The following is a 24,656-nucleotide window of genomic DNA, read 5'->3' on the forward strand; positions in this document are numbered from 1 at the left end:
GCCTTCGTCCACATCTTCGACCGGGTTTGCGCAGAGCACAGCATCGAGCACCGCCTGACCAAGGTGAACCACCCTTGGACCAACGGCCAGGTCGAGCGCATGAACCGCACGATCAAGGACGCTACCGTCAAGCGCTACCACTACGACAGCCATGAACAGCTCCGGGTCCATCTGCAGCTGTTCGTCGATGCCTACAACCACGCCCGCCGGCTCAAGACCCTGCGTGGCCTCACGCCCTACGAGTTCATCTGCCAGATCTGGGCCAAAGAGCCCGATCGGTTCAGGCTCGACCCGTCACACCACATGCCGGGACCGTACACCAGGAGGATGCCGGGGTGCTTGTCCAGGAGCGGGTAGGTCCAGCCGGGGTAGGCGAACTTCTCGATCGCCAGCCAGAGGAAGTTGATGCCGGTCGTGGCGTAGAGGGTGACGAAGCCGGACTTGCGCCAGCCGCGTGAAGGTAGCGTGGCGGTCGCGAAGAAATAGGCGATGCCCAGGAAGACCAGGTAGTCGAGCAGGTGGTAGAGGCCGTAGCCGGCGAGTGCTGCGGCATAGAGCACGACGATGCCGAGGCCGATCAGGGGCAGGGTGCGCCGGAACAGGGTGCAGCCGGCGATCGCGAGCTGGAGCCAGGGCACCCAGGCGCTGTGCGTGTGCAGCTCGGGTGTCAGGTAGAAGGGCTGGTCGCCGAACACGCCATAGGCCCAGAGCGAGATGAAGAACACCGCCGAGGCCAGCCGCATGATCAGGACCGACAGCCCGTCGAAGCGGCGCAGGCTCTCGTCGAACGCGACCAGGATCTGGCGGCGATAGGCCCAGCGGTCGGCGGCGAAGAAGACGAACACGAAGGCGACCGAGGCCAGGAAGAACAGGATGAAGTCCTGGCTCAGCACCTCGTCGATGGGGCGCGGCGCCTAGCTGATGTCGAACGGCTCGAACCACTTGATGTGGGCCTGGGCGGGCGGGCTGGCGCAGAGGCAGGCCAGCAGACTAGCGAACAGGATGCACAAGAGGCCGGTCCTGTGCAGGTGCCGGCCGGACAACGGAAGAATGGCGGCGCGCACGTCTTATTCTTTCGTCTTGGCGGATATGCTGCAGCATAAAACTGGCCTGATCTTAGGCGGCCGCGAACATCCGTCCAGCGGTAACCACAGCAACTGACGCGGGGTCACGGCCTTCTGCCTGCCGGTTTTCCGGGAGGATGCAGCGCCCCGGCGGCTGTATTTCTGACGTGCTCGTGATGCAGCCGGGCCGGTCGACCTGCCCATATGAGATGGATGAACCACATTATCGATCCCGGCCGGCATCCGGTCCAGCCATTCCCGGCACTGCCTGGCAGCGGGGGCAGCGTCCGCCGGATCGGCGTCGAGATCGAGTTCATGGAACTCGGCGCCCGGGCCGCGGCGGAGGCGCTGAGCCGGGGCCTGGGCGGTGCGGTCCTGGAGGAAGATCCGCACTCGTTCCTGGTGCGGGGCAGCCGGCTGGGCGAACTGACGGTGGAGCTCGACACCCGCTACGTGCATCCTGCCAAGCATGACCGGTCGCTGCCGGTGCATCTGGGCCGGCGAAGTGCGGCTTGGCTGGGCGCGCTGCTGACCCGGTTCGTGCCGCGGGAACTGGTGGTGGCGCCGCTGCCGCCGGAGCGGCTGCCGGAGATGGACAAGGCGGTCGAACTCCTGCGGTCGGCGGGGGCGCGTGGGCGGGGGGCGAACTGGCTCGGGTCGCTCGGGCTGCATTTCAACGTCGATCCGCCCTCGCTGGAGGTAGGGACGCTGCTGCGCCATCTGCGGGCGTTCCTGCTGATGGAATCGTGGCTGCGGCAGGAGACGTTCCGGGCGGCGCGGTGGCGGCTGGGGCTGCTGCTGCCGGCGGCCTATCCGCAGGGCTATGTGCGGCGGGTGCTGGCGGCGGACTACCGGCCGGACCTGGCGGCGTTCACCGACGACTATCTGCGGGCCAATCCCACGCGGAACCGGGCACTCGACCTGCTGCCGGTGCTCCTGCACCTCGACGAGGCGCGGGTGCGGGCCCGGCTGCCGTTCGAGAAGATCGGCGGGCGGCCGGCCCTGCACTATCGCCTGCCCTGGGCGCATGTGGGAGAGCCCGGGTGGAGCATCCTGCCGGACTGGCACCGCTGGATGGCGGTGGAGCGGCTGGCGGGCGACCCGGAGCTTCTGGCGGCGCTGAGCCTGGAGTTTCTGCGGGACGGGGGTGGTGCTGCGATGAAGCGGGGCAGGCTGCTCGGCTGCTCCTGAGCCGGAGCAGCCTGCCAAGGGGCTTCAGGCGGCGGCCACGACCTTGGCGCGCTGCTGCTCGGCGACCTTGATCGCGCGGCGGCGCTGCAGCGCCTGGTCGGCCAGCACGCCGGCCAGGATCACCGTGCCCATCACGGCGAAGTTCAGCGAGGTCGGGATGCCCAGGAGGTTGACCAGGTTCTGCAGGATCTGGAGGAGGATGGTGCCGAGCACGATGCCGGGGATCGAGCCCTCGCCGCCGCGCAGCGAGCAGCCGCCGAGCACGGCCGCGGCGATGGCGTAGAGCTCGTAGAAGCTGCCGTGCGCCGAGGGCGAGACGGAGCTGGTGTAGAAGGCCAGGAACAAGGCGGTGAGGCCGGCCAAGGCACCGTTGATCATGTAGGCGGACGCGATCACGACGCGGGTGTTGATGCCGGAGAAGCGGGCGGCTTCCTCGTTCTTGCCGACGGCCAGCAAATGGCGGCCGAACACCGACTTGTGCAGCACCACGTACATCACGATCGCCACGATCACGAAGGCGATGAAGGTGTGCGGGATGCCGAAGCTTCGGCCGGACGCCAGCCAGAACAGGGTGTCGAAGTCGCCATAGCCGAAGCCGATCGTGGCATCCGCCATGTACCAGCGGGCGATGCCCCGGTAGATCAGCAGGCCGCACAAGGTCACGACGAAGGGCTGCAGGTGCAGGCGGGTGACCAGGAAGCCGTGGACCGCGCCGAAGACCAACCCTAAGCCGATCGCGACCAGGACCACGATCGGCCAGGGCAGGGCGAAGTTGACCAGCAGGTCGACGAAGATCACGCCGATCAGCGCGAACATCGAGCCTACCGACAGTTCGATGCCGCCGGTGATGATCACCAGGCCCTGGCCGATCGAGAAGATGCCGAACAATCCGATCAGGTTGGCCATGTTGACCAGGTTGACCGGCGAGAGGAACACCGGGTTGAGCGCGGTGGTGATGGCGCCGATCACCAGGACCAGGACGAGGAGGCCCAGATCTTTCTTGTGCATGGTGGGTTCCGGATCAGGCGGCCGGGCGGTGGCCGATGGCGAGTTCCATGATGGCGTGCTCGGATAGCTGGCTGCGCTCGAGGAAGCCGGCGATCGAGCCCTCGTGCATGACGGCGACCCGGTCGCTGACGCCGATCACCTCCTCCATGTCGGAGGAGATCATCAGGATGGCGACGCCGGCCTCGGCCAGCTCGCGCATGAGCTGGTAGATCTCGGCCTTGGCACCCACGTCGATGCCGCGGGTCGGCTCGTCGAAGATGATCACCTGCGGGCGCATCGACAGCCACTTGGCGAGCACGACCTTCTGCTGGTTGCCGCCGGAAAGGGAGATGGCCGGGGTCTCGACCGAGGGGGTGCGGATGCCGAGCCGGACCTTCTGGCGCTCGGCGGTGGCCAGTTCCTTGTCACGGCGGATCAGCCAGGAAGGGGCATATTCCTTGAGGTCGGCCAACGAGATGTTCTCGCGGATCGGAAACTCCAGGATCAGGCCGGAGCGCTTGCGGTCCTCAGGCGCCAGGTAGATGCCCCTGGCGATCGCGTCCTGGGGATTCGCCACCGTGATGGGCTGGCCGTCCAGCGCGACCGTGCCGGCAAGCGGCGGGTCGATGCCGAAGATGGCGCGCGCCAGCGAGGTCCGGCCGGAGCCGATCAGGCCGGCCAGGCCCAGGATCTCGCCGCGGCGCAGGGTCAGGTCCACCGCGAAGTCGGGAAAGGCGGTGGTGCGCAGGCCTTCCAGCGTCAGCCCGCTCTCCTTGGGCGCGTGCTTTGGCGGGATATAGACCGACTTCAGGTCGCGGCCGATCATGAGCCGGATCATCGCCGGGTGCTCGATCTCGTCCTTGGCGAGCGTGCCGACCAGCTTGCCGTCGCGCAGGCAGACCACCCGGTCCGCACACTGCTTCACCTCGTTCAGCCGGTGGCTGATATAGACGATCGCCACACCCTGGGCCTTCAGCTCGGCGATCACCGACAGGAGCCGGTCAGTCTCGGATAGGGTCAGGCTGGAGGTCGGCTCGTCCATGATGATCAGCCGGGCGTTCAGGGAGAGCGCCTTGGCGATCTCGACCATCTGCCGCTCGGCGATCGCGAGCTCGGCCACCGGCGTGTCCGGGCCGAAGTCGACGCCCAGGCGCTGGAGCAGGGGTGCCACGCGGCGGCGGGTCTCCGCCTGGTCGACCAGGTTGAGGAAGCCGCCCGAGCGCGGCTCGCGGCCGATGAAGATGTTGGCGGCGACGTCCAGGTTCTCGAAGAGGTTGAGCTCCTGGTGGACGAAGGCGATGCCGGCCTGCATCGATTCCGTGACGGTGAAGGCCGGCCGCTCGTTGCCGTCCACGCGGATGGTGCCCCTGGTCGGCTCGACCACACCGCCCAGGATCTTCATCAGCGTCGACTTGCCGGCGCCGTTCTCGCCGATCAGGCCCACCACCTCGCCGGCACCGATGGCGAAGCTGACGCCGGAGAGCGCTGTCACCCCCGGATAGGTCTTGGTGATGTCCAGGAGTTCCAGGAAAGGTGCCGGCATGCTCGTCTCGACATGGTCGCAGGTCGCACGTGCGGGACGGGCAGGGCCTGCCCGTCCCCCGTGAGGTTCAGTTCGCCAGCAGCTCGCGCATCTGGCTCTGGAACTCCTCGACATTGGAGGAGTCGATCACCTTGGTCGGCACGATAATCAGGCCGTCCTCCGGGATGAACGACTTGTCGCCCTCGATGACCTTGGCCAGGCCGATCATCGACTGGTAGCCGAACTCGTAGGGCTGCTGGACCACGGTCGCATCGACGATGCCGTCCGCGATGCCGCGCAGGGTCACCGGGTCCTCGTCGAAGCCGATCACCTTGACCTGGCCGATCTTGCCGGCGGCGCGGACCGCTTCGACGATCTGGGGCGTGTTGTAGGAGTACAGTCCGACCAGACCGGAAATGTCCGGGTACTTGGTCAGCGTGTCCTCGACGTTGCGCTTGGCCCGGGCGAAGTCGACCTCGTCGGTGCGGATGTCGATGATCTCGACATTCGAGCCTTCCAGCGCCTGCTTGATGCCGTCGACGCGCTCGATCGCGTTGGCCGCACCCATGGTGCCGACGAACATCATGATCTTGCCGCCGTCGGGCAGCGCCTTCTTGATCAGCTCACCCGCCTGGACGCCGGCCTGGCGGTTGTCGGTGCCGATATAGGCGATCCGCTTGGATTCCGGCGCGTCGCTGTCGGTGGTGAACAGCACGGCCTGATCGGCGACGCGGTTCAGGATCTCGGTCGAGTTGGCGGGGTCGATCGAGCTGATCGAGACGCCGGCGACACCCTTGGTCAGGAGGTCGTCCAGGATTCGGCGCTGCTCGGCCGCGGTGGACTCGGCGACCACGTAGAACTCGACATTGTAGTTGGGCAGCTCTTCCTGAGCCTTCTCGGTGCCGCGCCGGGCGATCGTCCAGAAGTCCGCCGAGGCATTGGTCACCAGGGCGATGGTCTTCTTCTCCTGGGCCGAGGCGGCCCCGGCCCCGATCGACAGCATCAGCGCGGCCGCGCAAAGCGCGACGATCCCACGTCTCTTCATGATCTTCATCCTCCCTGACCGGCGCCGCTTCCGGCGAGCACGGATCAACCAAATGCAAAAATAGGATTAATCCAGTTCCAGCGACGCCGGCAAGTATCGATCCTGCCGCTTTGGGGCCGCTCCGGTCGAGGGAGGCGGATGCGGTTCAGCCGATCAGCGGCGCCACGTTGCGAGGCTGGTAGCTATGCGGCTTCCCGTCAATGTCGTCGTCATCGAGGATCCGCCGGACCTGGCGGCCAAAGCGCAGCCGCACGCTCGGGTGCAGTTCCTCGCCGATGGTCGGCAGCGGCCGGCCGGTCCGGTCGAGCGGCCGGTAGAGACGTTCCAGCAGGCCCACCGGCACAGGCCGGCCGGCGACCTGGCGCAAGGTCGGGGTGAGCAGGTCCTTGCGCGACCAGCTCTGGCGGGATTCGTGCTGCGGTGCGAGCGGGTCGACCGGCAGCTCCAGCAGCCCGCCATCCAGGCCGAGTCCGGCCAACGCCGCCTCCTCGGCCATCCAGCGCAGGGGAATGTCGGCCAGCCGGCGGTGGCGGTAGCCGCCGCCGACATCGGCATGTGCTCCGGCGAACCAGACTTGGCGGATGTCGCAGCCGGCCGGTGCCTCGCCGGTCCAGAAGGTCGGCACGAACTCGTCGCGATGCTCGTCGATCGCCAGCGCATGGCGGGCCACCCGGACGAGCGGCGAGGGTCTCGTGTCGTGGAACTGATAGTCCTCGGCCACCAGCGGCCCCAGCAGGTCCGAGGGGATGCCCAGCGCGCCGACCGTGTCCCACACGCCCAGGAACGCGATCGGCACCGGGCCGTGGCAGCGCCCCGGCACGTGGCCGCCGCCTTGCCGGTAGCGCTCCCAGGCCTGCATGATCCGGTCCTGGCAATTGCGGCGCAACAGGCCGCAGGCGCCGATGAAGCCCACCAGGCTGCGCGCGGTGAAGGCGCCGCGCGAGAAGCCGAACACATAGACCTCGTCGCCTGCGACATAGTTCTGGGCGAGGAACAGGTAGCCGGCGCGGATATTGTCATCGATGCCCTGGCCGGTGGCGCCCGCGATCAGCCGCTCCATGCCGCCGGCGGTGGCACCCACACCGCGCAGGTAGAGGGTGAGCTGTACCGTCCCATCCCGCCCTCGCGGCATCACCGCCTGTGCGATCCGGGCCACGTTGGTGGGGGAGCCCCCTCCATCCGCCCGGTTCCAGGTGCCGTCGAAACACAGGACCAGCCGCTTCATCGCCTTTCCCCCGCGGTTGCGACGGCACATGCGGCCGCGGTTCTATGGTATATTTTCCTAGGATTACATTCAATACAGTCGCTCGGGATACCCGCGTGCGATCAGGGGCCTGCCCGCTTTCCGGCCGCGGCCCGGCTGTGGCACAATCGGTCCATGGAACTTCCCGACCTGCTCGTCCGCCTGCGCAAGCGCACCGTGGCCCTCGACACCGCCCTGTTCCTGGCGCCGGCGCAGGACGGCCAGGTGCCGCCCGACCCGCAGGCGGCGGTGGCGGCGGTCGAGGCCGAGCTGGAGGCGGAGTTCGGCCAGGGGATCTGGCAGCAGTTCGCGGACGCGGCCGCGGCGGCGCTGCCGGGCAAGCCGGTGCCGCGGCTGGTCCAGGTGATGCTGGCGCGCCGGGCACTGGCAGAGGGCGATGCCAGGGCGGCCCTGCGCTTCGCGGTGGCGGCGCTGGCGCGGGAGCAGCGCGACCTCGTGGCACAGGATGTCTATCTGCGGGCCCGGGCGGCGGCCGGCGAAGGGCCGGGGCCGGTCGACCCGCGCGGGCGGTTCTGCGCCAAGCCGTGGCGCGAGCTGGAGCTGCGGCCGGACCTGAGCGCCCATGCCTGCTGCCCGTCCTGGCTGGCGGTGCCGATCGGCCAGGCGGACGGGTCGGAAGGCTCGGGCTTCTGGAACTCGCCCGCGGCCAAGGCGATCCGCCGCTCGGTGCTGGACGGCAGCTTCACCTGGTGCTCGCGGCTGCACTGCCCGCATCTCAGCGCGGAGCGGCTGCCCGAGCGCCAGGCCGTGAGCGACCGGGAGCTGGTGGGAATCATCCAGGGCGAGGTGGTCGAGGTCGAAGCCGGGCCGCGCCGGGTCCTGCTGAACTACGACCGGTCCTGCAACCTCGCCTGCCCGTCCTGCCGACGCGAGCGGATCGTGGCCGACCAGGCGGAGCGCCTGCGGCTGGACGAGGTGGCGGACCAGGTGGTGCTGCCGCTCCTGCGCGATGCCCGCACGGTGAAGGCGACCGGCTCAGGGGATCCCTTCGCCAGCGCCCATTTCCGCCGGCTGCTCAAGCAGCTCGACCGGCAGAGCTATCCCCGGCTGCGCCTGCAGCTGCAGACCAACGGCCTGCTGTGCGACGAGCGCGCCTGGGAGGAGCTGGACCTGGAAGGGCGGGTGGACGCGCTGTGGGTGTCGATCGATGCGGCCGAGCCGGACACCTATGCGGTGATCCGGCGCCACGGTGACTGGCAGCGCCTGCGCGCCAATCTCGACTTCATGGCGCGGCTGCGCGCGCGGGGCGGGGTGCGGGAGTGGCGCCTGGATTTCGTCGTGCAGGCGCTGAACTACGGCGAGATGCCGGCAGCGGCGGAGCTGGCGCGCTCACTGGGTGCGGACGGGATCCATTTCCACATGATCCGCAACTGGGGCACGTTCACGCCGGACGAGTTCCGCCGGCACTTCATCGCCGCACCGGATCATCCCGAGCACCACCGCTTCATCGCGGCCCTGCGCGACCCGCTGCTCGACTGGGACCAGATCGACTGGTCGGACCTGACCCCGCTGCGCAACCAGACGCTGGCCGCGGCGAGCCGGGCCGCCTGAGCGGCCGGGCCGGCGGTAGTCCTGTCCGGACGACCGCCGGTGCGGTGCCGCTCAGGCGCCGGCCAGCCCCAGCCCGGTGCCGGCATGGTCCAGGGCGGCACGCAGCTCGGGATGGCGCGCGACATGGAGCTCGGTGCGGCGGCGCGCCTCTTCCAGCGCGAGCGGCTCGATGTCGGCGCTGGTGATGCGCAGGTCGCTGGCCAGCTCGTGCGGAGCATAGGCGTTCAGCTCGGCACGGGCCTGCTGCAGTGCTGCACGGTGGAAACGGGCGATCTCGAACCGGCGCCAAGCCTCGGTCGAGCGCAGGGAGGCGGTGAGCTTCGCGAACATCGATGTCATCCAGTCATGGGGAAGAGAAGAACAATGCGGGGGCGACGCCCCGCGCGGGCGGGGCGACCCGGTCAGTCGGCGGGGACGAGATGCGAGTGCTTCGGCGTGCCGAGCAGGGAAGCCAGCGGCGAGGGTGCCGTGGCGGCCTGCTGTTCGGCCCGGCGGGCGAGCAGCGCCTCCTGGGCCATGTCGCGGATCTGCGCGAGCGACACCCGGCCATCGCCACGGGCAGCCGCCATTGCCGCGATGTCGCCGATCAGGTCGCGCTCCAAGCCGAGGTCGGCCAGGCTGCGATCGCTCAGGCGGCTCAGGGAACGGCGGGTCTCATAAGCCCGATACTGACGAAGCGCACTGTCGATGACCTGTTGCACGGCACCCATTTTCTTCCACTCCACTCGAAGGCCAGCCGATCGGACCTTTTCAGGCGGCTGGCCGGTTGTTCCTCGACCTTCCCGTTCAGGGTGATCTCTTGGCCGGACCCAACGATCGAGAAGATAAGCCTCGGTCCGGCCGTCCACCACCCGACATGCTGCATCGCAGCGCTGCAGAATCAGATCGCTGCAAATTTCTGACACAGTGCGGTGGCGACATTGTCACATATGGGGGTAACACCCGGAAAATCCAGGCAGATTGGCCTGCGTTTTGCGCAACACTGCTATATTGCAGTGCACCTAAATGCTGCCGATTGCAGCAGCGGCCACGCCCGGCTAACCAAGGCGACCGACACTTGCGGAAAACGGGCAGCAGAGTTGTTGCAGGCTCATGGATTGATCAGGTCGTTCGGCGGCGTACGGGCCGTCGACGACGTCTCCTTCACCCTGGGCCAGGGCACCATCACCGGCCTGATCGGCCCGAACGGTGCCGGCAAGACCACGCTGTTCAACCTGATCGCCGGCAGCCAGCCGCCTAGCGGGGGCGAGCTGCATTTCGAGAACCGGCGGATCGACCGCTGCCGCCAGGACCAGCGCACCCGGCTGGGCATCGCCCGCACCTTCCAGATCCCCCGCCCCTTCCCGGCCCTGAGCGTGCTCGACAACCTGCTGGTCGCAGCGAAGGATCAGACCGGCGAGCGCTTCTGGCGGGCCTGGACCAGTGCCCGCACCCTGGCCCGCGAGGAGGCGGCGATCACGGAGCGCGCCTGGCACTGGCTGCGCTTCATGGGGCTGGAGCGTCTCGCCTCGGCACCAGCCCGCACCCTGTCCGGCGGGCAGCGCAAGCTCCTGGAGCTCGCCCGCGCGATGATGCAGGAGCCGCGGCTGGTTCTCCTGGACGAGCCGGGGGCCGGCGTGGCACCGCCGCTCATGGCCCAGATCGTGGACCGGATCCGGGCCCTGCACGCCGAGGGGGTGACGTTCCTGATCATCGAGCACGACATGGACCTGGTGATGTCGCTGTGCCGCCCGGTCCTGGTGATGGCCGGGGGGCGGCTCCTGATGAGCGGCAGCCCCGACGAGGTCCGGGCCGACCCCCGGGTGGTCGAGGCCTATCTGGGCGGAACCGCCCATTGAGCCTGCTCAAGGTCGACCAACTGGTGGCCGGCTACGAGCCCGGCCTGCCGATCGTGCGCGGCGCCTCGATCCGGGTGGCGCCTGGCGAGATCGTGGCGGTGCTGGGCCCGAACGGTGCCGGCAAGTCCACCCTGATCAAGGCGATCGCCGGGCTGGTCCGGGTGGAATCAGGCGAGGTCCGCTTCCGGGGCCAGGACCTCCGCCGGCTGCCGGCGCATCGTCTGGTCCGGGCGGGGCTGGCCTTCGTCCCCCAGACCGAGAACGTGTTCGCCAACCTGACGATCCAGGAGAACCTGGAGCTGGCGGGCTTCTTCCTCGGCCGGCGGCGCTGCCAGGAGCGGGTGCGGGCGATGTTCGAGCTGTTCCCCGACCTGGCCCGCCAGCGCGCGCTGGCGGCCGGGCGCCTGTCCGGCGGCCAGCGCCAGATGCTGGCCGTGGCCCGCGCACTCCTGGTGGAGCCCGGCATGATCATGCTGGACGAGCCTTCGGCCGGGCTGTCGCCCCGGCTGGTGGCAGAAGTGTTCGCCAAGCTCGCCGAGGTGCGGGCGGAGGGTACCACGATCCTGATGGTGGAGCAGAACGTGAAGGCCGCTCTGGCCCTGGCCGACCGTGCCTATGTGCTGACCGAAGGCCGCGAGCGCCTGTCCGGCAGCGCCGCCGAGCTCAGGAGCCATGGCGACCTCGCCAGCCTGTTCCTGGGCGGGGCCGGCCGATGATCCTCCAGCAGCTCGCCGACGGCCTGGTCCTGGGCTCGATCATCGCGCTCGGCGCCATCGGCCTGACCCTCACCTATGCGATCCTGCGCTTCGCCAACTTCGCCCACGGCGAGTTCCTGACCTTCGGCGCCTATCTGGCGCTGCTGGCGCTCGGCCAGTTCCAGGCGCTGTCGACCACGACCTTCGGCCCGCTCTCGTTCGGCTGGCCGCTCCTGGCCTCGCTCGCCGTGGCGATCCTGGCGACCGGGGGCCTGGCGCTGCTGCTGGACCGGCTCCTGTTCGCCAAGCTCGGCCGGGCCGGCGTGGCGATCGCCGTGGTGATGGGCTCGTTCGGCGCAGCGCTGGCCCTGCGCAACCTCCTGTTCTTCGCGTTCGGCGGGGAGCCCCAATACTATAGCCGCGCCATCCAGATCGCCCTGCCGCTGCTGCCTCGCTCCGTCCTGGGCGGCGTGCGGGTGACGCCGGACCAGCTGGCCGTCCTGGGCATCACGGTCCTGCTCGTGATCGCGATGCACCTGTTCCTGTCCCGCGCCACGCTCGGCCGGGCGATGCGCGCCGTGGCGCACAACCCGCAGCTCGCCACCGTCACCGGCATCGACGTGGCGGCCGTGGTCCGCTGGACCTGGATCATCGGGGCGGGCCTGGCCGCGGTCGCCGGCGTGTTCGCCGGGCTCACCGTGCAGATCCGGCCGACCATGGGGCTGGACCTGCTCCTCCCCCTGTTCGCTGCGGTGATCCTGGGCGGGATCGGCTCGCCGCTGGGCGCGGTGCTGGGCGGGCTGATCGTGGGCGTCGCCGAGAGCCTGGCGGTGCCGCTGGTCGGCGCGGAATACCGCGCGGCGGTGGCCTTCCTCCTCCTGATCCTGATCCTCCTGGTCCGCCCCACCGGCCTGTTCGGGGAGCGCGGCTGATGATGGAGCTGCTGGCCGGGCCCCTCGCCTATTTGGTCTTCTTCCTGGTGATCGCGCTCTATTACGCGCTGATCACGCTGGGCCTGAACCTCCAATGGGGCTTCACCGGCCTGTTCAATGTCGGCGTGGCCGGCTTCGTGCTGGTCGGCGCCTATGCCAGCGCCATCCTCACCACGCCCGACGATCCCGGCCGGATCGGCGGGTTCGGTCTACCGGTGCCGGTCGGCATGGTGGGCGCCATGCTCTCGGCCGGGCTGTTCGCGCTGCTGGTGGGCATCCCGGCACTCCGGCTGCGCCACGACTACCTGGCGATCACCACCTTCGGCATCGCCGTCACCCTGCAGCTCGTAGCACTCAATCTCCAGGTGCTGACCGGCGGGCCGTTCGGGATGAACTTCGTGCCACGGCCCCTGTACGACGTGCTCGGCGGCCAGAACGGCTGGAACCTGGCCTATCTCCTGTTCGTGGCGGCCCTGGTGCTGCTCGTCTGGTGGGGCCTGGCCCGGCTCACCACGAGCCCATGGGGCCGGGTGCTGCGTGCGATCCGCGAGGACGAGGCCGCCGCCGCCGCGATCGGCAAGCACGCCTTCCGCTTCCGCCTGGAGGCGTTCGTCCTGGGATCGATGGTGATGGGGTTGGCGGGCGCGGTCTATGCCCACTTCATCGGCTTCATCGCGCCGGAAGACTTCCTGCCGATCCTGACCTTCCAGGTCTGGGCGATGCTGATCGTGGGCGGTGCCGGCGACCATCGGGGCGCGATCGCCGGGGCCGTCCTGGTCTGGGCGATCTGGACCGGCTCCGGCATGCTGCTCGACCTGTTCGTCCCGCCGGAAGGCAAGGCCCAGGCGGCCGCCCTACAGGTGGCCGGCATCGGCGTGGCCCTGTGCCTGGTCCTCCTGTTCCGGCCGACCGGCCTGCTCGGGCGGCGCGACTAGAGGGTCACGGCCGGCCGTGGCGCCCGCCCGACCCTGGCGGCGGCGGGCACCCGTTCTTCCAGGAGCGCACGATAGGCCTCCAGATGCAGGTCCATCGCCCGCTCGAGCGCGAACTCCGCCGTGACGTGCCGGCGTGCCGAGGCACCGCGCTCGCGCCAGCGGTCGTTCTCCAGCAGCCAGCTCAGGCCCGCGGCGAAGTCGTCCTGTGCGGCATGGTAGCCGAACTGCGAGGCGAAGCCGTCGGGGTCGACGAAGCTCATGATCGCGCAGCCATGCGCGGCCGCTTCGATGAAGGAGTTGGGCATCGCCTCCCTGGTCGCGGTGTTGACCATGATCCAGCTCTCGGCCAGCGCCTCGCCATGGGTGGTGCTGGCGAACTGGTCCACCATGCCCAGGAACTCGACATTCGGCCCGTCATAGGTCGCGCGCAGCCAGCGCTCATAGGCCTTGTCGCGCGACTTGCCGAACACCCGGAACCGGACGTGCGGGAACTGCCGGGCGAGGTCCAGGAACAGATGCGGCCGCTTGCGCCGGTCCAGCCGCGCCAGATAGCAGACGGTGGGGGCCGCGGCCTTGGCGGGCTCCGGCGGGATCGGCACCGGGGTCGGCAGGAAGCGCGGCTTGGGGCAGGGGCCGTACATTCGCTCCACCTTCGGCACCAGCCAATGGGCGATGGTGTAGAGCGCGTCCGCACGCCGGACGGCCCGCAGCAGCAGCGGGCTGCTCTCGAACAAATAGTTGCCGACCACCTGCAGGCGGTTGAGCGAGGGCCGGGCGAACTCCATCACCCAGTCCTGCCAGTCGCGCGGGTCGCGGAAGGTGATCATGTGCCGCCGGGACGGCATCGCCCGCTGGGCCAGCCGGGTGCCGAGCGACACCTCGCAGGAGTGGTAGATGTCGGCATCCGCCAAGCGGAACAGCTGCAGCATCTCCCAGGGGCGTGCCACCGGAAAGCTCAGCACGGTGATGCCGTCCAGCTGCTCGACCGGCTGCTGGCCGGGCCGCTGCGGCACCACGGCGAACACGTCCACCCCGCGCTTGACCAGCTCACCGCCGATCATCCGGGTCGCGCGCCCGAAGCCGCCATATTTTCCCCAGGCGAAGATCTCCGTGGAGATGAGGCAGACTCTCATGGGTTCATCCCTCTTCGCGGGGTGTGGGGGTGAGCCGGGCGTGCAGCTCGACCAGGCCGCCGGCCAGGGCCTCCAGGAGCACGCGCAGGCTGAGCAGGAGGCCGAGTGCCACGGATTCCGGGCCGGGCTGGCCGGCCGCGACCAGGGCGGCCGCCATCGTCGCCTCGCGCAGCCCGACTCCGGCCCAGGTGATCGGCAGGAGCAGGGCCAGTGCCAGGATCGCGCGTGCCCAGCCGAGCGTGGCGATGCCGACCTCCATGCCGAGCGCACCGGCGACCAGTGCCACCGAGAGCAGGCCCAGCGCATGGCTGCCCAGGATGTTCATGAGGAGGATGCCCCAGGCCCGGCCGGTCAGGCTGCCATAGCGGCCGGTGACCTTCAGCAGCTCGATCAGGCGGCGGCGCAGCCCCGGCAGCCGCCGCTCCGGCCACCATGCCGCGAGCTGCATCTCCGTCCAGGCGGCCGCCCTGGGGTGGAAGGCCAGGTAGCGCAGCACGGCGACGCCCAGGGCCAGGGCCGCGAACATGGCGGGCAGGCCCGGCCATCCCGGCGCGTGCCCGTCGAGGAACCAGAACAGGAGGCCCAGCACGAGGGCCGTCTCGATCTCGAGCAGGCGCGAGAACACCACCAGCGCCAGGGTCGCCTGCGGGTCGCCGCCCAGCCGTGCCAGCCGGTACCAGCGCAGCACGCCGGCCGCGAGCACGCCGGGAAGGAACAGGCCGTAGAAGCTGGTCGCGAGCTGCAGGCCGAGCAGCGGGCCGAAGCCCACCTGCATGCCCTGCAGCCGGGCAAGGCAGCTCGTCTGCCAGGTGCGCAGCAGGACCATGGGCACGGTCAGGGCGAAGGCGAGCAGGACGGGCCACAGGACGACCTGACGGAGCACGGCACCGAACTGGTCCAGTGGCTGCCACGCCAGCACCAGGCCCAGGAGCGAGAGGCTGAACAGGATGCCTATCCCGTTCTTCCAGCGCCCGCGCATCCGCCTCCTCCATGTGCAATCCTCCGTCAGCTCTGGCCTGCCTCCGCCAGCACCCGCACGGGTTCCTTCCGCCCTGGCACCGGGGCCAGCCAATGGGAGAGGTCGCGGCCGATCAGGTCCTGCAGCCGTTCCACCTCGTCGCGCATGCCGGCGCGCAGCTCCGTGGCGAGATCCGGCGGCAGGGCTTCCGGCGCAGTCCCGGCCTGACGGAGCATCAGCCGGCGGGCCCAGGGCCGGATGGTGGCGGCCAGGCCACGCGGCATCAGGCTCTGCAGCCGGGGCGACATCAGGTAGGGGCGGATCGTCAGGTCGTAGAGCAGGCCGAACCTGGGGGTCTCGGCGATGCCCGAGCGGTTGTGCGCCTCGCCCATGTCGATCGGCACGTCCGGATCGACGCCGAGGAAGGCGAAGATGCCGCGCAGGGTGGCCCGGGGATCTGCCCGCAGGTCGTCGTAGAGCAGGACGTGGATCTGGCGGCGGTCGAACCGCGCGAAATAGGGCTGGAGCTGCCGGTGGTAGCGGCCGCGGTCGAGATAGAGCCAGGTGGGCGCCCAGCCGGCCCGCTGGCGCTCCGGCTCCGCCGCGACCGCCGCGGCGAAGCTCGTCAGGGGCTCGACCCGGTCGCGCCGCATCTGCCGATACTTGGAGAAGGCGCGATCCACCGGCTCGCGCAGGATCGCGATGATCCGGGCATCGGGAACGGCCTCGTGGATGCGCTCTGCGCAGCCCGGGAAGTAGAGATAGGCCGCGGAACTCTCGCCGCGCAGCTTCCGGTCGCGGCCCTGGATGAACAGCCGCTCGTAGGCCGCGCGGTCCAGCACGGAAAGCCCATACGTCTCGCGGCGCAGCCGATCCCGGATGAAGGTGGAACCGCCCAACGACTCAGGACCTGCGAAAGTTGGAATTCCTTGAGGAAAAGCGAAGTAATTAGGCTCCTTCACAGGCGACATGAAGATAGCCGGATGCTGTCCAAGATAATGATGCAGAGCAGTTGTTCCTGCTTTCGCTGCACCGGCAATGAACAGGTTAGCTATCAAAACATGCACCCGTTTTCTATGTTGCCTGATCTGGGAGCGCGTTAATTTACCCGGTTCTAAATCTCACTGAACTCGATGTCCATGTTCCCATCGCCGGAACAGGTCAATGCGCCGCCGGCCAGATGTTGCACGTTAGGCCAGTCGCTTCCGTCAGGTCAGTGCAACCGGCAGGGAATTGCCGAACTTCACCAGCTCGATCTCGCTCAGATAGCTGATGCCGAACCACGTGCCGTTGGCTGGCAGGTGCCGCACCTCGACCATCCCACCGCCCAGGTCGGTGAAGCGGTACTGCGCGGCCGTGCCGTTGAAGACGGCGATGTCACGCCCCGGCCCGCCGACCAGCAGGTCGTTGCCGAAGCCGCCGTTCAGCTCGTCATTGCCAGGGCCGCCATCCAGCCGGTCGTCGCCGAAGCCGCCGCGCAGCACGTCGTCGCCCTCCGTGCCGCTCAGCATGTCGTTGCCGGCGCCACCCACGATGATGTCGTGGCCGCCGCCGCCATCCAGCCGGTCGGCACCGCTGCCGCCGTCGATCAGGTCGTTGCCGTTGCCGCCATAGATCAGGTCGTCGCCGAGGCCGCCCACCAGATGGAGGTCGCTGCCCTCGCCGCCGAAGATCGTGTCGTCGCCCACGGCGCCGAACGCGATGTCCGCGCCGTTGCCGCCCTGCAGCTCGTCCTTGCCGGCACCGCCGCGCAGGATGTCGTTGCCGGCACCGCCATGGAGCCCGTCGCTCCCCTCGCCGCCGTCCAGCTTGTCATGGTCGTTGCCGCCATGGAGCTGGTCGTCGCCGAGCCCGCCCACCAGCCAGTCGTCGCCGTTGCCGCCGTCCAGGTAATCGTCGCCGCCCTTGCCGAAGATCACGTCGTTGCCGCCCAAGGAGAAGCGGCGGTCCGGGCCGTCGGTCAGGAGCAGCAGGTCGTCGCCATCGGTGGACGCTGCGGCAGCGGCCGCCACCGGAGCGAAGTCCTGGCCGTCCCAGCGGCTGGCCTGGCTGTCCGCCGCAAAGCGCAGCTCCTCGATCGTGCCTGGGCCGAACTGGTCGACGAGGCGCAGGTCGAGCGGTGCGGCCGGGTCGGCCGAGCCGATCACCAGGTCCGCGCCGTTGCGGGCGAACCGGAGGTCGCCGAAGCGCAGGCCCGGCCCGAACTCGATGGCATCGACGCTCCCGGCACTGTCGGCGATCCGGTCCCGATCCGGGCCGGGGTCGACCAGATAGACATCGTTGCCGGCCCCACCTTCCAGCCGGTCGTCGCCGCCGTTCCCGGCCAGCCGGTTGGCCCTCGTACTGCCGACGATCACGTCGTCGCCGCTGCCGCCATAGGCGTTCTCGATCGTGGCGTCGCCGAACAGGAACAGCGTGGTGGCGAGCTCGCCTTCGTCCCAGCGGTAGGCGGGCCCCAGCTGCTGCCAGCCCCCGGCCAGGTCCAGCCGGACCGGGTCCGACCGGTTCGACCAGTCGAGCGTGTCGTTGCCGCCGTCGTCGACGATCGTCGCGAACACCGCCTCGTCCTCGTCCCAGCGATAGACGGTGTCGCCCGGCCGGCTGGGCGGCCCGCCGCCATAGACGGAGCGCAGCCAGGCCACGTCCAGCGCCATGGGCGCGCTCGGGTAGATGCTGGCGGAAGCGCCACTGCCGACGCTGTCGCCCGGAGCGTCGCGATAGGACATCACCGTGGCGCCGCGCCAATCCTGCTCTCTCGGCAGGAGCGTGCCGGTGCCCAGCGCCTCGTGAGGATGCTTGGCGCCCAGGGCGTGGCCGATCTCGTGGACGAGCACGCTGAACTCATAGGTTCCGTCCGCATATTTCGCCCGCTCCGCCGCGAGGTCGCGGTCCGGCAGGTGGTCGGCACGGCCCAGCCACACGTCGCCGGCCGCGGCACTGTCGCCCGGGCCGTAGGCGCCGGCGGTCGCGACCGCCGAGGTCACCGCGAAGCGGATGTCGCCCGGCGCACCGCCCGCCTCCTCGACCTCGACGAAGCGGATCCCGCCCACCGCCTCCCAGGCGTCGAGTGCGCGGCGCACTGCCTCCTGCTGCCCGGCCGACAGGGCCGCGAAGCCCTGGCGCGGCTCGGCATAGCCATCGGCCCAGGCCGAGCCGGCCCTGGGGAAGCTGTAGGTGACCGTCACCGGCTCACCCGGCGCCTCGCCCCATCGGGCCGGCCCGCTCAGGGCGTCGACCAGGCTGTCGCTGGTCACCGGGATCCGCGTCGTGGGGGTCCGGGACGCGAGATCATCGCCCGAAGCGTCGGTGGTCGATGCCGGGGAGAAACGAAGCATGGGGGACGGTCCGGAACTGGCGCGGGCCGGGGCGGCCGGTCGTTGGCAGGAGGGCGAGCGACGGTAGCGGGTGAAGCTGGCCGGGCGTACCGCACTCGTCGGCCGTTCTACCACATCCCGGCAGCGCCGGACCGGGCGGTTGCCTCTGGCAATACTTGGGTGTGGTAGCGGCGCATCCAGGCAGCCGCCAACTTCCCGGCAGCTTCTGGCTCGGCCGGGGCGTTCGCCGGGCTCGACCTAGGAGCGGCCCAGCGCGTGGAGGATGGCGCGGTATGGGCCGAGCAGCCGCTCGGGCTCGAGGCCCGCCTCGCCGTTCCAGCTCGCGACCACGCAGTGGCGGCGGCCTTCCTCGTCTTCCACGAGCGTCGACAGGTTGAGCACGCCGGCCTCCGAACCGCCCTTGAAGGCCACCTGCCGCCAGCGCCTGGGATCGGCCGGGCCTGGCTGGATCCGGAACGGCGCCAGGTCCGCGGTCTCCTCCAGGAGACCGCACAGCTCGCGGGCGGTGAAGAACCACTCCACCTCCAGGGTCGGCTCGACCTGGAGTTCCTCCGCCGCCGGCAGGGGCCGGTCGGCGATCGAGCGCAGCAATTCGCGCCGGCCGGACGGATCGCTCCGCCGCCAGGCGGCGCGGAGCCCGGCCGCACTGCTCGACTTCAGCACGAACATCTCGCGGGTCGAGGGGAACGGCACGTTGCGCGGTGCGAGCTGCTCCACGGCCGGCCGGCCGACCAGGTCGAGCAGCGCATCGGTCGCGGTATTGTCGCTGACCGAGATCATCAGGCCCGCGAGGGTGGCGATGGTCACCGGCGTGTCGTCCGGCCAGTCCTGCAGGATCCCGCCGGGCAGCGAGCGCCAGGCGGGATCGAGCGGCACGACCTGATCCCAGGCGAGCCGGCCGGCGCGCACCGCCTGATCGACCGCCTTCAGGATCGGCAGCTTGCCGGCGGAGCCCACCGCCAGCAGCGCATCCGGCTCGTGCATCGCTACCGGCTGCCCGTCGCTGGCGACCAGCACGGAGGTCCGGCCGGGCAGACCCGCGATGGCCGCGACCTGTTCCTCCAGCCCGCGCGAGACATCGACCGGCGGCTCGAGCAGCAGGACGGCGATCCGCCCCTCCCCGTCCAGGCTTAGCCGGGCCGGCACCTCGGCACCGTCCAGGACCACGACCAGGCGGCCGTCCCGTTCCACCACCGAACGGAGGGCGCCGTGACGCCGCTTCAGCGCGCCTACCAGCTCCTGGACCTGGGCCAGCGGCACCGCGGTCAGGAAATCCGGCGCCAGCCAGCCAGGCTCGATCCGCTCGGCCCGGAACAGGCGCGCCAGCGCCGCCTGCTGGTCGGGCTCGGCGCCGGCCGCCACCTGAGCGCTGCCGATCAGCAGCAGGGCGCCGAGCAGGCACCGTCTTGCCTGAACCGGACCTGGCATGTTCCTCTTCCTCCCCGCCGGCACCAACCCGCGTCGGCCGGACAGCATAGGCGCTGGTGACCGTCCGGCAACCCGACAGGCCGGGCGCCTGCTGCCGCATCCGGCCCCCTAAGTGACGCTTGTCACACCTATCCGGGCGTGGGTGGCGCATGCTGCGCCGCGAGGCCGGGATCGCGGACCAGCTCGGGCGAACGCCGTATCCCCCACGGCGGGCTGATCCCCACACCCCATCGCCCCTGCGCGATCCCGGCCCTCGATCCCGCTCCACCTGCCGTCCACTCGCGCATGCCGACTGTTGCGCCTGCGCCGCACTGGCACGTGGAATGGCCGCGGTGAGGGCGGTGCGGCCGATCAGTTCGAGCCGAATGATGGCGTGCGTGGCAACATGACCACGAAGACCGCGGATTGATGTACTCTCGTCCACCTCCAGCCGCGTGGCTACCTGTTCGCTGGCAGACAGGTGCACTAGCTTGGGTCGTGGCAGTCCGATCCTGGCCAGTCGGGAGATAATTCTGCCTGCGGCGATGGAACAGCGTGAAGCAAGCTTGTTCGGATCCGGATATCGCTCCAGTCTCAGCACGTCCCCACGTTTGGCTCGGCGCCTGGTCGTGATGAGGATCTGGCATCGGCAAGGAGAGGTGCCCGCGTGTCTGACGATCTCCGGTTCGGGAATGGTGTGCTGTACGCGGGTAACGCTGTGTTACTGATCGAGAGTCGGGTAGATCCGACAGATATTGCTGGCGATTTGACGCAGGCGCAGGGCACGCTTTTAATGATGTTCTAAAAGTTGAAGTGGTGCATCAACGGCTGGTCAGCGACGTTGATCGCTACCCGGTGTCCCGGTCATGACCGGGCCAGCGGGCAGCGCTAGAATGGCCTTGACCGACGGATATCGACGAACATTGGGCAGCGCCGGCTTCTGGTTGTGAGAGTGCGTATGGGTCTTCGAATCGCCATGGTTGCCGCCTGCCCGTTTCCGGCACGCCGCGGCACGCCGTTGCGGATCGAGCGCCTGTCGGAGGCATTGACGCAGCTCGGCCACGACGTCGAGGTCATCACCTACCCGATGGGCGAGAGCGAAGCCTCGGGCAGCTATCTCGTGCACCGGGCCGGTGGCACCGGGATGAGCTACGGCACCATCGCGCCCGGCCCCACCCCCCGCAAGCTGCTGCAATACGACCCGCTGCTGGCCGCCAAGATCGGCCGGCTCCTGGCGGACAAGCCGTTCGACGTGGTCCACGCCCACCATGTGGAAGGCCTGCTGACCGCCTGGTGGGGGCGCGGGCGCAAGCCGGTGCCCCTGGTGTACGATGCGCACACCATGCTCGGCTCCGAGCTGCCCTCCTATGGCGGCGGGCTGCTGGGCCGGATGATGGGTGGCACCGGGCGGTGGCTGGACGTGCAGCTCCCGCCTTTGGCCGACCACGTGGTCACCGTGACCCCGGACATCCGCGAGCGCCTGCTCCGCGCTGGCCGGCTCACCCCGGACCGGGTCACCGTGGCGATGAACGGCGTCGAGCTCGACGTGTTCGCCCGCGCGGTCGGCCGGGAGCCGATCGCCCCGGACCGGGTGATCTATACCGGCACGCTGGCTGCCTATCAGGGCTTCGACCTCCTGCTGAAGGCGTTCGCCAGGGCCTGGGCGGTGCGCCCCTCCATGCGGCTCGTGGTGGCGGCCAGCACCGGCTTCGAGCGCTACGAGGAACTGGCCCGCTCCCTGGGCATCCGCCAGGCGATCCTGCTCGAGCCGGACGACTTCGCGGTCCTGCCGGACCGGCTGGCCGATGCGGCGATCGCGGTCATGCCGCGCACGGTCTGCGACGGCATCCCGCAAAAGCTCCTGAACTACATGGCCGCCGGCAAGGCGGTGGTATCCTCCGCCGGCTCGGCCAAGGTCCTGCAGGACGGCCATAACGGCCTGGTCGTGTCGAACGATGACGTCGAGGCGTTCGCCGCCGCCCTGCTGCGGATCGCCGAGGATCCTGGCCTGCGCCAGCGCCTGGCCCGGGCCGCGCTGGACTTCGTCGCACGCGAATGCGCCTGGTCGAGCACCGCGCAGATCTGCGAGCGGGTCTATGTCGGGCTCACCGGCGGGCGCACTGCTACCCGCTCCACCCTGGTGCCCAACGCCAACAACGCCGCCTGAGCACTGCGCCCCCAGGTGCGGTGGCGAGGGCTGACGCAGAACGCCCGCCGGTCGGAACTCCGGCTTCGGGGCAGTCCGATGCGGCGGGGGAGACTGCCACCAGGATGCGACCGATCATTCCGACCGCGTCATCCGGCACGGCAGTGGTGCGTGCATTGTTCGATGGCCGCCTAGCCGGGCCGGTCGTGGCCCTGGCCAGGCGGCGCGGCTTCAGAGAGCGGTGAGCTCCGGCTCCAGGCCCAGCTTCGCCAGGTCCTGGCCGATCTCGTTGAGGTAGATCGGGTTGACCGCCACCACCACGTCCGGGCGGATCTCGGCCAGGGCCTGCGGTGAGAGGATCTCGTTGCCGCAGCCGGCCAGGAACTTGCCGTGCTTGTGCGGATTGATGTCCACCACGGCCGCCACCTGCTCGGCGATCTTGAGCGTGGTGATCAGCGAGACTGCCTTGGAGCCGGAGCCCCACAGCGCCACCTTCTTGCCCTCGCCCTGCCAGCGCAGGAACTGGTCGCGCAGCCGCTGCAGCTCCGGGCCGATCACCGCCTTGAACTGCGCTACCTGCGCCTTCGTCCGGGCCAAGTCGTCCTCCAGCGCCAGCCGCGGCTCGGTCGGCCCGTCGACCGGCCTGGCCTCCAGCATCAGGTACTGGTCGTCATAGGCCTTCCAGAGGTTGGTCACGTCGAAGCCGGTGCGCCGGAACAGCCGGGACAGGGAGCCCAGCGTAAAATACGAGCAGTGCTCGTAGTAGATGTCCCAGAAGGCCGGCTCGGTCAGCACCCGCTCGGCATCGGGCAGCTCGAAGAACACGTCGACATGCGGCCGGTCGCCGATGCTTTCGCGCACGAGCTGCATGAACGCCTGGACGTCGTGGATATGCTCCAGCGTGTGCCGGCAGGAGACGTGGTCGGCCTGCAGGTGGCGGTACTTCGGCCCGTAGAAGTCCTGGATGAACTGGAGCCGGTCGCCGGCCTCGCTGACCGTGCGCTCGGGCCGGTAGCCGGGGTCGATGCCGATGCCCGACGCACCCGAGCGCTCGCACAAGGTCACCAGGAACTCGCCCTTGCCGCAGCCGATCTCCAGCGCGGTCTTGCCGGGCTTCAGCTCGAACTTCCGGATCTGGTCGTCGCAGATCTCCTCCAGGAAGCGGACGAAGCGCGGCGAGAAGGCCTGGGTCTCCTCATAGGCCGGCGAGTAGTTCTGCGGCTTCGGGTCGAAGCGGACGTTCTGGATGAAGCCGCAGCCGTTGCAGAAGCCGAGTTCCAGGTCGCCCCTGGGAAAATCCAGGGCCTCCTGCCGGGTGTCCACCATCAGGCAGCTGTGCACCGGGATCCGGTCGACCCGGTAGAACAGCTCGAGGTCCGTGCTGCCGCACGCCTTGCACACGAGTTCCGACATGCGGGGGTCTCTTCAGACGATGACGGGCGAGGGAATCGGGAGGATGAACTTGCCGCCGCGCGCCGCGTGCGCCGCCTGCTGGCTCATGATCTCGTCCTTGAAGTTCCAGGGCAGGATCAGGAGGTAGTCGGGCTTCGTCTCCTCGATCACGGCGGGCGCCTTGATCGGCAGGCGCACGCCGGGGATCCAGCGGCCCTGCTTGAAGGTGTTGCGGTCGACCACGTAGTCGAGCAGGTCCGGGCCGATCCCGGCATAGTTCAGCAGGATGGTGCCCTTGGCGGCGGCACCATAGCCGACGATCCGCTTGCCCTCGGCCTTCAGCTCCAGGAGCATGGCGCGCAGGTCGGCCTTGATCTTCTCCACCCGGGCGGCGAAGTCGGCATAGTAGCCGAACTTGTCGATGCCGAGCTGGCGCTCCTCGGCGAGGAGGTCGGTGATCGACTGGTCCGGCCGGTCGACCTTCTCCACGAAGATCCGCAGCGACCCGCCATGGATCGGCAGGCGCTCGACCCGGTTGAAGTGGAGCCCGTGCTGGCGGAACAGCGCCTTCAGCGCCGTTGCCGAGAAATAGCACAGGTGCTCGTGGTAGATCGTGTCGAACTCGCCATGGTCGATCAGGTCGCGCACATAGGGCGCCTCGATCACCGCGACGCCGTCGTCCTTGAGCAGCGTGGCGATGCCCTTCACGAAGCCGTTGGTGTCGGCGACATGGGCCAGCACGTTGTTGCCGTGGATGACGTCGGCGCGCTTGCCGGACCCCGCCAGTTCCTCCGCGATGCTCAGGCCGAAGAAGGCCAGGCGGGTGTCGATGCCCTTCTTGCGCGCGGCCTCGACCGGCCCGGGTGCCGGATCGATGCCGAGCAGCGGGATGCCGGCCTTCTGGTAGTGCTGCAGGAGGTAGCCGTCATTGGAGGCGAGCTCGACCACGAAGCTGGAGGAATCCAGCTTGCGCTCCCGGATCCGCGCCTCGACGTTCTCGCGCGCATGGGCGACCAGCGCGTCGGTGAACGAGGAGAAATAGGGATAGTCGTGGCCGAACAGTTCCTCCGGCGGGACGGTCTTGAGGATCTGCACCAGCGTGCAGTCCTCGCAGAACGCCACGTCGAGCGGAAAGCGCGGCTCGGGCTTGTCCAGGTCGGCCTCGGCGATGAAGCCGTCGGACAGCGGCAGGTCGCCCAGGGACAGGAAGGTCTTGAGGTGCGGCCGGCCGCAGGACCGGCAGCTCACGATGTCAGCCATG

The 24,656-nt window shown here is 69.5% G+C and carries 22 protein-coding genes; 8 read left to right on the top strand and 14 right to left on the bottom strand.

Annotated features, from left to right (window positions below; genetic code table 11):
• Nucleotides 1-357: integrase core domain-containing protein (locus HLA95_RS22680; protein WP_222184618.1), on the top strand; the 357-nt coding region annotated here is incomplete at its 5' end.
• Nucleotides 358-914: 557 nt separating this feature from the next.
• Here HLA95_RS22680 and HLA95_RS22685 read toward each other — a convergent pair.
• Nucleotides 915-1,064, bottom strand: a complete 150-nt coding sequence (locus HLA95_RS22685; RefSeq protein WP_222184620.1) for a hypothetical protein — start codon at nucleotides 1,062-1,064, stop codon at nucleotides 915-917.
• Nucleotides 1,065-1,277: 213 nt separating this feature from the next.
• Between HLA95_RS22685 and HLA95_RS22690 the strand changes: the two genes are divergently transcribed.
• Entirely contained in the window at nucleotides 1,278-2,255 is a 978-nt protein-coding gene (locus tag HLA95_RS22690; RefSeq protein ID WP_191059985.1) for an amidoligase family protein, read from the top strand.
• Nucleotides 2,256-2,279: 24 nt separating this feature from the next.
• Here HLA95_RS22690 and HLA95_RS22695 read toward each other — a convergent pair whose 3' ends face one another.
• The 4 genes from HLA95_RS22695 to HLA95_RS22710 all read right to left on the bottom strand — a co-directional run bounded on the left by HLA95_RS22695 (nucleotide 2,280) and on the right by HLA95_RS22710 (nucleotide 7,034).
• On the bottom strand, nucleotides 2,280-3,263 hold the full coding sequence (locus HLA95_RS22695; protein WP_191059984.1) for an ABC transporter permease: 984 nt from the start codon (nucleotides 3,261-3,263) through the stop codon (nucleotides 2,280-2,282).
• A 13-nt stretch (nucleotides 3,264-3,276) separates the two neighbouring features.
• Nucleotides 3,277-4,785, bottom strand: a complete 1,509-nt coding sequence (locus HLA95_RS22700) for a sugar ABC transporter ATP-binding protein (protein ID WP_191059983.1) — start codon at nucleotides 4,783-4,785, stop codon at nucleotides 3,277-3,279.
• 67 nt (nucleotides 4,786-4,852) lie between these two features.
• Nucleotides 4,853-5,818, bottom strand: a complete 966-nt coding sequence (locus HLA95_RS22705) for a sugar-binding protein (protein WP_370467517.1) — start codon at nucleotides 5,816-5,818, stop codon at nucleotides 4,853-4,855.
• 136 nt (nucleotides 5,819-5,954) lie between these two features.
• Nucleotides 5,955-7,034 (bottom strand): T6SS phospholipase effector Tle1-like catalytic domain-containing protein, encoded by a 1,080-nt coding sequence (locus tag HLA95_RS22710; RefSeq protein ID WP_191059981.1) that lies wholly within the window; start codon nucleotides 7,032-7,034, stop codon nucleotides 5,955-5,957.
• Between the two features lie 153 nt (nucleotides 7,035-7,187).
• Between HLA95_RS22710 and HLA95_RS22715 the strand changes: the two genes are divergently transcribed.
• Complete coding sequence (locus tag HLA95_RS22715) at nucleotides 7,188-8,624, top strand: radical SAM family protein (protein ID WP_222184622.1); 1,437 nt, start codon at nucleotides 7,188-7,190, stop codon at nucleotides 8,622-8,624.
• Nucleotides 8,625-8,675: 51 nt separating this feature from the next.
• On the opposite strand, the gene HLA95_RS22720 is transcribed toward HLA95_RS22715, so the two are convergent.
• Together HLA95_RS22720 and HLA95_RS22725 are read right to left on the bottom strand one after the other, a co-directional pair.
• Nucleotides 8,676-8,954: a hypothetical protein gene (locus HLA95_RS22720; RefSeq protein ID WP_191061987.1), complete on the bottom strand. Its 279-nt coding sequence runs from the start codon at nucleotides 8,952-8,954 to the stop codon at nucleotides 8,676-8,678.
• A gap of 71 nt (nucleotides 8,955-9,025) precedes the next feature.
• Nucleotides 9,026-9,334, bottom strand: coding sequence for a YjiS-like domain-containing protein (locus HLA95_RS22725; protein WP_191061986.1), 309 nt, complete (start codon nucleotides 9,332-9,334; stop codon nucleotides 9,026-9,028).
• 387 nt (nucleotides 9,335-9,721) lie between these two features.
• Between HLA95_RS22725 and HLA95_RS22730 the strand changes: the two genes are divergently transcribed.
• Genes HLA95_RS22730 through HLA95_RS22745 form a run of 4 tightly spaced genes read left to right on the top strand, consistent with a single transcriptional unit; the run spans nucleotide 9,722 to nucleotide 13,024 of the window.
• Nucleotides 9,722-10,462, top strand: a complete 741-nt coding sequence (locus HLA95_RS22730; RefSeq protein ID WP_223861763.1) for an ABC transporter ATP-binding protein — start codon at nucleotides 9,722-9,724, stop codon at nucleotides 10,460-10,462.
• The gene (locus tag HLA95_RS22735; protein ID WP_222184624.1) at nucleotides 10,459-11,178 is read left to right on the top strand and encodes an ABC transporter ATP-binding protein; all 720 of its coding nucleotides are present in this window, start codon (nucleotides 10,459-10,461) and stop codon (nucleotides 11,176-11,178) included. The genes HLA95_RS22730 and HLA95_RS22735 overlap by 4 nt, the downstream gene beginning before the upstream one ends.
• Nucleotides 11,175-12,089 carry a branched-chain amino acid ABC transporter permease gene (locus tag HLA95_RS22740; protein ID WP_191061873.1) on the top strand — a complete coding sequence of 305 codons (915 nt, stop codon included), beginning with the start codon at nucleotides 11,175-11,177 and terminating at the stop codon, nucleotides 12,087-12,089. Before HLA95_RS22735 ends, HLA95_RS22740 begins: the two co-directional genes overlap by 4 nt.
• Complete coding sequence (locus HLA95_RS22745) at nucleotides 12,089-13,024, top strand: branched-chain amino acid ABC transporter permease (protein WP_222184626.1); 936 nt, start codon at nucleotides 12,089-12,091, stop codon at nucleotides 13,022-13,024. Before HLA95_RS22740 ends, HLA95_RS22745 begins: the two co-directional genes overlap by 1 nt.
• On the opposite strand, the gene HLA95_RS22750 is transcribed toward HLA95_RS22745, so the two are convergent.
• The 5 genes from HLA95_RS22750 to HLA95_RS22770 all read right to left on the bottom strand — a co-directional run bounded on the left by HLA95_RS22750 (nucleotide 13,021) and on the right by HLA95_RS22770 (nucleotide 19,878).
• Entirely contained in the window at nucleotides 13,021-14,157 is a 1,137-nt protein-coding gene (locus HLA95_RS22750) for a glycosyltransferase family 4 protein (protein ID WP_222184627.1), read from the bottom strand. The two genes, HLA95_RS22745 and HLA95_RS22750, sit on opposite strands and share 4 nt — an antisense overlap.
• Before the next feature lie 4 nt (nucleotides 14,158-14,161).
• Nucleotides 14,162-15,136, bottom strand: coding sequence for a lysylphosphatidylglycerol synthase transmembrane domain-containing protein (locus tag HLA95_RS22755; RefSeq protein ID WP_222184629.1), 975 nt, complete (start codon nucleotides 15,134-15,136; stop codon nucleotides 14,162-14,164).
• Between the two features lie 26 nt (nucleotides 15,137-15,162).
• Nucleotides 15,163-16,182: a sulfotransferase family protein gene (locus tag HLA95_RS22760; protein WP_223861673.1), complete on the bottom strand. Its 1,020-nt coding sequence runs from the start codon at nucleotides 16,180-16,182 to the stop codon at nucleotides 15,163-15,165.
• Between the two features lie 141 nt (nucleotides 16,183-16,323).
• Nucleotides 16,324-18,450: a M10 family metallopeptidase gene (locus tag HLA95_RS22765; RefSeq protein ID WP_222184631.1), complete on the bottom strand. Its 2,127-nt coding sequence runs from the start codon at nucleotides 18,448-18,450 to the stop codon at nucleotides 16,324-16,326.
• Between the two features lie 237 nt (nucleotides 18,451-18,687).
• Nucleotides 18,688-19,878, bottom strand: coding sequence for a serine hydrolase (locus HLA95_RS22770; RefSeq protein ID WP_191059184.1), 1,191 nt, complete (start codon nucleotides 19,876-19,878; stop codon nucleotides 18,688-18,690).
• A gap of 937 nt (nucleotides 19,879-20,815) precedes the next feature.
• Between HLA95_RS22770 and HLA95_RS22775 the strand changes: the two genes are divergently transcribed.
• Entirely contained in the window at nucleotides 20,816-22,024 is a 1,209-nt protein-coding gene (locus tag HLA95_RS22775; RefSeq protein ID WP_191059183.1) for a glycosyltransferase family 4 protein, read from the top strand.
• A 210-nt stretch (nucleotides 22,025-22,234) separates the two neighbouring features.
• Here the strand turns inward: HLA95_RS22775 and HLA95_RS22780 are convergent, their stop codons facing one another.
• The gene (locus HLA95_RS22780) at nucleotides 22,235-23,416 is read right to left on the bottom strand and encodes a class I SAM-dependent methyltransferase (RefSeq protein ID WP_191059182.1); all 1,182 of its coding nucleotides are present in this window, start codon (nucleotides 23,414-23,416) and stop codon (nucleotides 22,235-22,237) included.
• 12 nt (nucleotides 23,417-23,428) lie between these two features.
• The gene (locus HLA95_RS22785; RefSeq protein WP_191059181.1) at nucleotides 23,429-24,655 is read right to left on the bottom strand and encodes a class I SAM-dependent methyltransferase; all 1,227 of its coding nucleotides are present in this window, start codon (nucleotides 24,653-24,655) and stop codon (nucleotides 23,429-23,431) included.
• Nucleotide 24,656: the final 1 nt, after the last annotated feature.

The sequence above is a fragment of the Geminicoccus harenae genome (assembly GCF_019800005.1).
Taxonomy (GTDB): domain Bacteria; phylum Pseudomonadota; class Alphaproteobacteria; order Geminicoccales; family Geminicoccaceae; genus Geminicoccus; species Geminicoccus harenae.